The organism is Chitinimonas sp. BJB300 (genome assembly GCF_002735695.1).
Classification (GTDB): Bacteria; Pseudomonadota; Gammaproteobacteria; order Burkholderiales; family Chitinimonadaceae; genus Chitinimonas.
Genome location: NZ_PDZH01000126.1, coordinates 1 through 11,215, shown reverse-complemented (window position 1 = coordinate 11,215; position 11,215 = coordinate 1). Strand labels below are relative to the sequence as shown.

The following is an 11,215-nucleotide window of genomic DNA, read 5'->3' as shown; positions in this document are numbered from 1 at the left end:
ATCGATAATTGGGATTTATCCCAATTTCAGGCCCAGGCTGCCTTAAAGAGCGCCTATTTAAAAGATCGGGATACCAAAGAATACTGGCGGCAATATGCCAAGCAAAAAAATACCCAGGGCAAGGACTTAGAAACGTTGGCGTGGGAGGCTTGTTTTGCCAATTTTCAAAGTTGGTACAACGCCAAAGTCGATTCATTGGAAAAAATGAAAGGGTTTTATCAAGCGGTGCGCAGCTCTACCGATTTAATCGACATCATTGAATGCGGCCATTGGAAAGTGAATTTCCTGAGGAAGTATGTAGAGGAAAAAGGGCTCGATACTTCCATTGCGGTGGATTTAGTCGCCTTGCAGGACAATTACGATGTAGCGGTGCTTATTTCAGGCGATGCGGATGCCATTCCCTCAATTGCCCATGCCAAAGCCAAAGGCAAGCATGTCATTTCCGTCGAATTTATTAACGGCACTCCAGAGGATGAAAAAAGCCGTAGTTTTTCTTCCCGACTCAAGGAACATGCAGACCTCGTATTACGGGTGCATGAATCGGAATTGTTAAAACATAAGCTGGTTAAACGGTACAGTGGTAAAGCAAAGTAACTATTGCGATTTATGTCTCAGCTTAAGCCCTTATACGCAGTATATTTTTCGTTTAATACAGCAAGCTAAAGTGCCAATACCAATTATTGCTGAACTGGCTGTTTTCAGCCAAAAGCAGAAGTTAAAAACGACCGATGGTATGCACACATATTGTTGTCAAAGCGGACAAAATTGAACTCATTTATTGGCCTCACTTCCAGCAATTCTCTTGCAACTGCCGGACACAGACTTCAAATGCATACCGATTTTTTGATAGATTTTAGTGCAACCTCTCACGAATCACCTTAATGCCTTTATGGCATTAGACGGTAGTGGGAGGTTTCTTCAATGTAAAGCCAATTTTCTCGGGAGCATTCGGATCAGCTAAGTAATCGTCTATTTCTAAGAAGCTTTTACCGAAGTCGTTAAGGGACAAAATTAAAATGTAGCCAGCGGTTTCACCATCATGAGAAATGGGAACGATTCCCTTAGGAGGGCTGTACCAATCATTAAATTTCTGTGAATAGTATGGTTCGCCGGTATCAGAATCACGCCCCAAATAGCATTCAGCCACCCAATCGCCTTCTAGCCCCTCTCGATGAGCATCTTCATCAACTATAAAGTCAGCCCATGGGAAAAAGAACCTAAGCATTGCGTCAACCCCAATGCCTGGAGCATATAATAGAGTAGGCCAAGTCTCCTCCTCTTTGTCACCGTTAAAGATAGTGATCCTATATCGTGGGAGCGACTTGTTTACCCAATCCTCGAAGTAAATCCGGATTTCATTACCTTGCTTAATTAGGTCCATCCATTTTCGATCAACTCGAAGTTTATTGAGGCGTCGAAGGTACGGTTCCGGTTGGGTTAGGGAAGCGAACTCTCGCAGAGTTCGCTCTGAATCCTCAAACATATCAATTTGAGGAATATCAAGTTTCCAAGATTTCTTAGTACTCTTAAGTGCCTCTCGGCTGATCTGTTGCCAGTAAGCTTGTTTTGTCTCAGGGTCATACAAGATCACCACAACTGGCATTGAGTGTCCAACCCAGTAGGCGGCATGTTTATCGTCGGTTCTGAATATGATGGAGTCAGTAGTTTTTTCTGATAAGTAGCTCGCACCGCTTTTTATTTGGAGAGCAATCAGCTTGCCGGTCGGACGCCCGTCATTAACGATCTCGATGTGAGCGTCGATGCCATAGTCGTGCTTCATTTGCTCCCGAAACAACCATCCGTGTTCAGAGAAGAAGTATTCGATTGCTGCAACCCCAAGTCGCTCAGTTTGGACTTTTGTCATCAGGATTTGGCAGTTTGTAAAACATCAGATTATTGTAGGTGATTCCGATGGGCAGGATACCTGACGTTGGGTAGTCAATTGATGCAAGTGTCGATGTAGTTTGGCTGGGACACACTTGTCCAAGTAAAATGCTGCAAAGTGATGCAAATGGATGAAACATGAAGACCATACGAACGACGGTATCCCTCCCCGTCGAGCAACTCGAGCGGCTGCAGCAGATGGCCGACCAACACAGCCTTTCCTTGGCTTGGTTGGTTCGCCAGGCGGTCAACGAATTTCTCGAACGCACGGAAAAACGCGGAGACTTTCATCCCCTTGCTGCCCCTGAAAAGGATCAAGGTTGATGTACACCCGCTACCAAAGCGGCTACATCGCCCACGTGCTGTCGCTTGAGGGCGTCGCCGAGGAAGCCCTTACCCAAACCATCGCCAGCGCCAAGGTAGACATGAATCCGCACCAGGTGGATGCAGTCTTGTTCGCCCTGGCTTCGCCGCTCTCCAACGGCGTCATTCTCGCCGACGAAGTGGGCCTCGGCAAAACCATTGAAGCCAGTCTGGTCCTGGCGCAAAAATGGGCCGAGCACAAACGCCGCCTGCTGCTGGTCGTGCCGGCCACCCTGCGCAAGCAATGGAGCCAAGAACTGGTCGAGAAATTCTCTCTACCCTCCCGGATTCTCGAAGCCCGCAACTTCAAGGAAGCGCAGGCGGCTGGCGCAGCTAACCCCTTCCAGACGGAAAGCGCTTTTGGCGAACCCGCCGTCGTCATCTGCTCTTATGAATTCGCCTCGCGCAAGCAGACCGAACTGGCCGCCATACCTTGGGATCTTGTGGTTTTTGACGAAGCGCACAAGCTGCGCAATTTCTACAAAGGCGAAAGCGCCAAAATTGCCAGCCGGCTCGATGCTGCGCTCAAAAGCCGGCCCAAGCTTTTGCTCTCTGCGACGCCGTTGCAAAACAACCTGCAGGAGCTCTACGGCCTGATCGCCATCATCGACCCGCACTTTTTCGGCAACCTCGACGCCTTCAAGGCGCGCTACTGCCGACCGAAACTGGAAAGTGCCGAGTTCGAGCAACTGCGCGACCGCCTGAAAAGCATCTGCAAACGCACCCTGCGACGGCAGGTCCAGGAAACTGGCGGCATCAAATTCACCCGCCGCTACTCGATGACCGAGGACTTTCGCCCGTCACCGGACGAACTCGAACTCTATCGCCAGGTTTCCGAATATCTCCAGGACGACAATATCCTGTCGATCAAACCCGGCGCCCGGCATCTGGTCACGCTGGTCATCCGCAAGATTCTGGCCTCGTCCTCCTTCGCCATCCAGGGCACGCTGACCACGATGATCGAGCGCCTCGAAAAGAAACTGCCGCTCGCCGACGCGCTGAACGATTATGACGCCATCGCCGATCTGACCGATGAGGAAGGAATCGATGAGGACGACATCGTCGATCCCGCTGCCCTGGCAGCCGAAGTCAATCAACTGAAGAACTTCCGTAGCCTTGCCGAACACATAACCCGCGACGCCAAAGCCGACGCCTTGCTGCGCGTTATCGGCAAAGCCTTCGATTTTGCCGAACGTTTGGGTGGCAAGCACAAGGCCGTCATATTCACCGAATCGGTCCGCACCCAATCGCAACTCAAGCGACTCCTTGAGGACAACGGCCATGCCGGCAAAATCGCCATTCTCAATGGCAGCAATGCCGACGCGGATTCAAAAGCCATCCTCAAGAACTGGCTAAAACAGCACGAAGGCAGCGGCCGCATTTCCGGCGCCAAAACGGCCGACATGAAAGCCGCGCTAGTCGACCACTTCCGAGAAGCGGCGGAAATTCTCATCTGTACCGAAGCCGGCGCCGAAGGTATCAACCTCCAGTTCTGCTCGCTGCTCATCAATTACGATCTGCCCTGGAACCCGCAGCGGGTCGAGCAGCGCATCGGGCGCGTGCATCGTTACGGACAGAAAAACGATGTCGTTGTGGTCAATTTCATCAACAAGGGCAACCGGGCCGACGAACGGGTCTTCGAACTGCTTAGCGAGAAATTTAAGTTGTTCGAAGGCGTCTTCGGCGCTTCTGATGAAATTCTCGGCAGCATTGAATCCGGCGTCGATATTGAACGCCACATCCACGACATCTACCAACGTTGCCGCGACGACGCCCAGATCAACGCCGAATTCGATCAGCTACAAACCAGATTCAAAACTGAACTCGATGCCCGCACCACGGAAACACGACGCTCGGTGCTGGAAAATCTTGACGTCGATGTCGTCAAACACCTCAACCTGACCAAGGACAAGACTGAACAGCACGTCAACGACTATCAGGAAAAGTTGCTGCTGCTCGCCCGTATGATGCTGCCCAAGGCGCAGTTCGATTCCCACCGCTTTCTGCATGACGGCCACTGGTACGATGTGCGCTGGCAGGAAGCCGAAATTGCCAATGCCCGTTTCCTGCGCCCCAACGAAGGGCTGGGCGCCACACTGCTTGCCGAGGCCAAGGCTTCCCTGGAAACGCTCCCCGTTGCAACGCTAGAATTCGATCTCGGCCACACCCCAAAGGGCCAGCACTCCCGACTCCGGGACTTTACCGGTCAATCGGGCAAGCTGCTGGTCGAAAAACTCTCCCTAACCACCGCCAAGCGCCGCATCGAACATCTGTTGGTTGCAGCCCGCAGCGATGGTGGCGAAGACCTGGACACGCTATCCGCCGAACGCCTGCTTACCTTACCGGCCCGCCTCATCGACGTGGAGGAAGCTTCGCTCAATGAAACCGAACTCGCCCAACAACTGGCGCAACAGGAAAGCCAGAAGTTCGATGCCGCCTTGCTGTTGAACGAACACTACTTCACCGAAGAGTCCGCAAAACTCGAAGGCTGGGCCGAAGACCGGCGCATCGCCCTCGATATCCGCATCAAGCAACTCGACCAGGAAATCAAGGAAGCCCGCAAAGCCGCCCGCCTGCTGACCTCGCTGCAAGACAAGCTCAACGTCAAGCGAGCCATCAAGCAGCTTGAGCAGGAGCGCGACCGCGTGATGCTCGATTACCACGAAGAGAAAAAACGCATTGATGCGGAAGAAGACCGGTTGCTCAACGAAATCGAAGCCACGCTGGAAATCACACCGCAGCGCCAACGCCTGTTCGCCATCCGCTGGCGCCTGAAAGCCTCATGAGAAAAACCCCATGATCGACACCACCGACCTTATTCGCGAACTGATCTACCAGATCAGACTGGGCGAAGATTCTGCCTACGAATTCAAGAGCGTCACCACCAAGAGCAACAAGGTCGAACAACCGCACCGTGACAGCATCGCCGATGAACTCGCCGCCTTCGCCAATGCGCGCGGTGGCATTCTGGTGCTCGGTGTGGCGGACAAAACGCGGGAAGTCGAAGGCATCGCCCGCGAGAACCTAGATATGGTAGACCTGTGGCTTGCCAACATCGCCAGCCAACTCGTCGATCCACCGCTACCCATCGAAACCCGGCTGGTGGAAATCCCCAACCGCCAAGGTGAGCCCAGACCGATCGTCTGGGTGCGTGTCGCCAAGAGCGTTTTCGTCCACCGCAGCCCGAGCGGCTACTACCACCGCATCGGTTCCAGCAAGCGGGAAATGTCGCCTGAACTGCTGGCCCGCATGTTCCAGCAGCGCAGCATGGTGCGCCTCATCCGTTTCGACGAGCAGCTTGTGCCCCAGGCCGACAAGGAGGCCATCGCCCCGGAACTCAAGGCCCGCTTCCTGCGCGGCGACCTGCCGGAACAGACGCAGCTCAAGAAGCTCTACCTGATCGGCGACGACGAAAGCGGCACAACACGCCTCACCGTCAGTGGCGTGCTGCTGCTCACCCCGCGCCCGGCCGATTTTCTCTCCTCCGCCTACGTCCAGTGCGTCGCCTATTTCGGCACCGAACGCAATGCCGAATACCAAGTGGATGCCCAGGACTGCGACGGCCCGGTCGATGAACAGCTTCGCCTCGCCTTCAACTTCGTCAAACGCAACATGCGCGTCGAAGCCGTCAAGCGCCCCGGTCGCATCGATATTCCCCAATACGACCTGGCCGCCGTTTTTGAAGCTATCGTCAACGCCGTCGCCCACCGCGACTACTCCATGCACGGCGCCCGTATCCGCCTGCACTTGTTCGCCGACCGGCTGGAACTCTCCACCCCCGGTGGCTTGCCCAACAGCCTGACCGTGGACAGCATGGAAGCCAACAGCATCACCCGCAACGAAACCCTGGTGAACCTGCTCTCCCGCTACTACCCGGCCGACCCCGTCAGCAAGCGGCAAAACCTCATCGAACGGCGCGGCGAAGGCGTACCGACCATCCTTGGAGCCAGCGAGCGTTTGTCGCTACGCCGCCCGCTCTACGAGCAGATCGACCACACCGAACTCAAGCTCACCATCTACGCCGCCAGCCGGGAGAAAAACGGCCTGCTGGCGCAGTTCACCGCAGAAGAATAAGTCATTGATGACCACCAAGACCAAACTCGAACTTACCTGGCCCGGCAAACAGAACCGTCCCCGGCTCGAACCGCGCATCCTGCTCGAAGACAAGACGCTCTCCTACCGTGCCGCGCCGCCGGTCGCCGACCTGGTGGAGCAGGCCGAATCCGGCCCGACGCCCTTCGACGACAACCTGCTGATCCAGGGCGACAACCTGCTGGCCCTGAAAGCGCTGGAAGGCAAATACACCGGCAAGGTCAAATGCGTTTTCATCGACCCACCCTACAACACCGGCAGCGCCTTCACCCACTACGACGACGGCGTCGAGCATTCGATGTGGCTGACGCTGATCCGGGATCGACTGGAAATCATCCGCACGCTGCTGGCGGAGGATGGCTCGTTGTGGATCACGATTGATGACAACGAGGCGCATTACCTCAAGGTGTTATGCGATGAGGTGTTTGGACGGGCGAATTTCGTGGCAACGGTCATTTGGCAGAAGAAATATGCTCCAAAGTCCGACTCAAAGTACTTTTCTGCGTCTCACGATTTCGTCTTGGTGGTCGCGAAGCAACTTGATCGGTTTAACCTCAGACGTCTACCGAAGACAGAGAAGCAGACTGGGCGTTACACCAATCGCGACAACGATCATCGCGGCCCGTGGAAGGCCAGTGACGTTCTTCGCAATGAAGCCCGTGACTACGCGATTTTTCCAGTCAAGCTTCCGTCCGGGCGTGAAGTTATGCCACCTTCAGGAACAAGCTGGCGATACACAAAGGAGAAATTCGCGGAACTGATCGCAGACAACCGCATCTGGTTTGGTGTTGATGGCGACGCACGCCCCGCGTACAAGCGGTTTCTCTCTGAGGTAACAGACACCATCCCAAGCACGACTATTTGGCCATATGACGAAGTTGGGCACAACGATGAATCGAAGAAGGAAATGCGTGCGATCTTCGGAGAGGATTTATTTAGTACTCCCAAACCTGAGCGTTTGCTTGAACGTGTCTTGCACCTATCCACCAACCCCGGCGACCTCGTCCTCGACTCCTTCGCCGGTTCCGGCACCACTGGCGCCGTGGCTCACAAAATGGGCCGGCGCTGGATCATGGTGGAGTTGGGTGAGCACTGCCACACCCACATCGTGCCCCGCCTGAAAAAGGTCATCAATGGTGACGACCCCGGCGGCATTACCAAGGCCGTTGGCTGGCAGGGTGGCGGCGGTTTTCGCTACTACCGTCTGGCGCCGTCGCTTCTCAAGAAGGACAAATGGGGCCACTGGGTCATCAACCCGGAATACAACGGCGAAATGCTCTCCGAGGCCATGTGCAAGCTGATGGGCTTCACCTACGCACCCAGCCAGTCCACGTTCTGGCAGCACGGCCGCAGCACGGAAACCGATTTCATCTATGTTACTACCGGCAGCCTCTCGCACGACCAGTTGCGCGTCATCAGCGAGGAAGTCGGCAACAAGCGTTCGCTGTTGATCTGCTGCAAGGCCTTCATGGCCGACGCCAGCGCCTTCCCGAACCTGACACTGAAGAAAATTCCCAAGACCGTATTGCACAAGTGTGAGTGGGACCACGACGATTACAGCTTTTCCATCGACGTGCTGGCCGAGCCGGAGCCGCTGCCCGACGAAGATGACGAGTTTGAACTGAACGCCGAAACCGAGGATGCGGACAATGAGTGAGGCCGTTGACGGTAGCCAGGCCGTGCAACAAATCGCTGCCCGCCTTTCCCTACGCGGGCCGCAACGCGAATCACTAGACATCCTGGCCGGTCTGCTGGAAAAGCTGGCACTGGACAAGGATGCCGACCTGCAACACTGGTTGAAGACCATCCGCGCTCAGTACCCGACGGTGGAGAAATTCGAGCGTGATTTCCCCACCCTGTGCTTCGCGCTGGCCACCGGTGTCGGCAAGACCCGGTTGATGGGCGCCATCATAGCTTGGCTGTTCATTACCGGGCGCAGCCGCCATTTCTTCGTGCTAGCCCCCAATCTAACCATTTACGAAAAGCTCAAGAACGATTTCACCCTAGGCCACCCGAAGTATGTCTTTGCCGGCGTTCCCGAACTGGCGCAGATGCCGCCTGTGATCATTACCGGCGAGGATTACGAGGATGGGCGTGGCGTGCGCCTGGATTTTGCCGTTCCGGCGACCTTGACCGGCGACATGTTCGGCGCTGATTCGGCGCCGCACATAAACATCTTCAACATTTCCAAGATCAACGCCCGCGACAACAAGAAGGGCGCGGTAAGGTCTAGCGTGGCGCGGGTGCGCCGTTATCGGGAGTATCTCGGCGAATCCTATTTCGACTATCTCGCGGGCCTGCCCGATCTGGTGGTGCTGATGGACGAAGCTCACCGCTACTACGCCAGTGCCGGTGCCAAGGCGATCAACGACTTGAAGCCGGTGCTGGGCATCGAACTGACAGCGACGCCCAAGACCGTGGGTGCCAACCCGCGCCAGTTCGCCAATATCGTTTATCACTACCCACTGTCCCGCGCCTTGCAGGACGGCTATGTGAAGATTCCGGCGGTCGCCACTCGCAAGGATTTCCGCGCCGAGCTGTACGATGCCGAGCGGCTAGAGGAAATCAAGCTGGAGGACGGTATCCACCACCACGAATTTGTCAAAGTCGAACTGGAAAACTACGCCCGTAGCTTCGACCAGCCGGTGGTTAAACCCTTCATGCTGGTGGTAGCGCAGGACACGGCCCATGCTTCGGCGCTGAAGGTGAAGATCGAGTCCGACAAGTTTTTCCAAGGCCACTACAAGGGCCGAGTTATCGAGGTGCACTCCAACCAGTCCGGCGAGGAATCCGACGAGGCGTTGCAGCGCCTGCTGGCGGTGGAGCACGACGAGAAGACCGAGGTGGTGATCCACGTCAACAAGCTGAAAGAAGGCTGGGACGTCACCAACCTGTACACCATCGTGCCCTTGCGCGCTTCGGCCTCGGAAATCCTGACCGAGCAAACCATTGGCCGGGGCTTGCGTCTGCCCTTCGGTAAGCGTACCGGACTGGAGGCGGTGGACCGGCTGTGCATCATCGCCCACGACCGCTTCCAGGACATTGTCGACCGCGCCAACGACCCTGAGTCAATCATTCGGAAGACGGTATACATCGGCGCCAGCGAAGATGCCGACGTGCCGGATAAACAGCCGCACCTGCTGAATACCGGGTCGGTACTCGACATTCTCTGTACGGGCCGTCAGCCGGAGCAGGATGGAAAGACCGTCAGCGATACCATCACTGGTCCAAAGCCCGGCAAGCACGTAAGCCCGGAAGAATCCCGCTTAGCGGAACTGGCCTTGCTCGCCGTGCAGCAGGAAGCGGCCAGCCTGCCGTCGAGCAAGGCCCTGAACGATGCCGATGTGCAGCAACGGTTGGTGGCCAAGGTTCGCCGCTGGGCCGAGGAAACCGCCCCACCGCAAGCTAGCTTGCCGGGCATGGAGGCGGCCAAGACCACTAGCCCTGAAGTGCTGGTCTCGCAGGTGGTGCGCCACGTCACCGAACGCCTGATCGAAATGACCATCGACGTGCCGCAGATTGCGGTCTTGCCGACGCGCGAAGTCAATTACCACTTTCAGGAATTTGCGCTGGAGGGGTTGGAAAAAATCAATTACCAACCAGTCAGCCAGGAATTGCTGCTACTGCATCTGGAAGACAACCAGCAGGCACGCATCCAGTGGGAAGGTTCCGACGTTCAGGAAACCCGCCCCGAGGATTACATCGTCCGCCAACTGGTCGACCAGGACGCCATCGACTACGACGAGCATGCCGACCTGCTCTACAGGCTGGCGGCTCAAGTCATCGCCCGCCTGCGCGAACACCTGGGTGGCGATGAGGAAAAACTCGAAAACGTGCTGATCTACTGGCAACGGCAACTCGGCGAATTCGTCTGGGCGCAGATGCAGCGGCATGTCTGGGTCACGCCCACGGATTACGTTGGCAAGGTCACCCAGGGTTTTTCCGTGCTCAAGCCCACCAGCTTCACCTTGGCAGCCGGCGAACAGCCCCGCGATTTCCGTGCCCCTATTGCCGACAAACGCCTGATTCGCCAGATGGTGTTCAAGGGCTTCAAGAAGTGCTGTTATCCCTATCAGAAATTTCAGTCGGTTGAGGGCGAGTGGCGGCTGGCGCAGATACTTGAAGACGATCCGACCGTCTTGAAATGGATGAAACCTGCACCCGGTCAGTTCCGCATTGAGTACAAGAACGGGCAGAACTACGAACCAGATTTTGTGGTGGAAACCGATGACGCCTGCTTGCTTCTCGAACCGAAACGCGCAGACCAGTTGGAGCAAGACGACGTGAAGGACAAGGCAAGGGCAGCCGTGCGCTGGTGCGGCTACGCCAGCCAGCATGCGTCAGAAAACGACGGGAAACCCTGGCGTTACCTGTTGATTCCCGACACTGCTATCCACCTTGGGCGTAGCGTGGAAGTGCTGCAAGCGGAGTTCAAGCGATCTGAATGATGTCGGTTCGTCTCGCGGTCAAGTTGTTCCAGACTTCACTCAAGCCATCGCACAACCAGCCCCGCTAAATTACCTGGGTCACGTTAGCGTCAGCACGGTCGAGGAGATCATGACGCCTACCGGATGCGGCGATGTGACTCATGTTTCCAGAGCAGGTGCCGTGGAGCCGTATGATCAGCAACAGGCCAGCCATGATTGCAGTCACGGGCATCATGATCGGCGGCAGTGGATGGGCCACGATCGAACGGCGGCAATACGCGTCGTTGCCGCCGTTCAACTAGCAAGCCTCCACCGGCAGTAATGGTTTAGGTTTGTTCGACGTCTGCCCATACGCGATGAGCGTGCCCGCGAGATGGCGCCAGCGGGCAGACGTTGAATAAACCTCCAGGGAGGAAACCGCGGGATGCTGCGGGATATTTGAGTAGGCG

The 11,215-nt window shown here is 56.1% G+C and carries 7 protein-coding genes; 6 read left to right on the top strand and 1 reads right to left on the bottom strand.

What is annotated here, in order from left to right:
• Positions 1-594 (top strand): NYN domain-containing protein (locus tag CSQ89_RS17375; RefSeq protein ID WP_099407360.1); only part of this gene is annotated, 594 nt, incomplete at its 5' end.
• A gap of 301 nt (positions 595-895) precedes the next feature.
• Here the strand turns inward: CSQ89_RS17375 and CSQ89_RS17370 are convergent.
• Complete coding sequence (locus CSQ89_RS17370; protein WP_199065657.1) at positions 896-1,864, bottom strand: DUF4365 domain-containing protein; 969 nt, start codon at positions 1,862-1,864, stop codon at positions 896-898.
• 158 nt (positions 1,865-2,022) lie between these two features.
• Between CSQ89_RS17370 and CSQ89_RS17365 the strand changes: the two genes are divergently transcribed.
• The 5 genes from CSQ89_RS17365 to CSQ89_RS17345 are packed head-to-tail and all read left to right on the top strand — an operon-like array spanning position 2,023 to position 10,787.
• A complete protein-coding gene (locus CSQ89_RS17365) occupies positions 2,023-2,208 on the top strand; it encodes a CopG family ribbon-helix-helix protein (protein ID WP_099407358.1) in 186 nt (61 codons plus the stop codon).
• A complete protein-coding gene (locus CSQ89_RS17360) occupies positions 2,208-5,033 on the top strand; it encodes an SNF2-related protein (protein ID WP_099407357.1) in 2,826 nt (941 codons plus the stop codon). The genes CSQ89_RS17365 and CSQ89_RS17360 overlap by 1 nt, the downstream gene beginning before the upstream one ends.
• A 10-nt stretch (positions 5,034-5,043) precedes the next feature.
• Entirely contained in the window at positions 5,044-6,321 is a 1,278-nt protein-coding gene (locus CSQ89_RS17355) for an RNA-binding domain-containing protein (protein ID WP_099407356.1), read from the top strand.
• Between the two features lie 7 nt (positions 6,322-6,328).
• Entirely contained in the window at positions 6,329-7,996 is a 1,668-nt protein-coding gene (locus CSQ89_RS17350; protein WP_099407355.1) for a site-specific DNA-methyltransferase, read from the top strand.
• Positions 7,989-10,787 carry a DEAD/DEAH box helicase gene (locus CSQ89_RS17345; protein ID WP_099407354.1) on the top strand — a complete coding sequence of 933 codons (2,799 nt, stop codon included), beginning with the start codon at positions 7,989-7,991 and terminating at the stop codon, positions 10,785-10,787. Before CSQ89_RS17350 ends, CSQ89_RS17345 begins: the two co-directional genes overlap by 8 nt.
• Positions 10,788-11,215 lie beyond the last annotated feature (428 nt).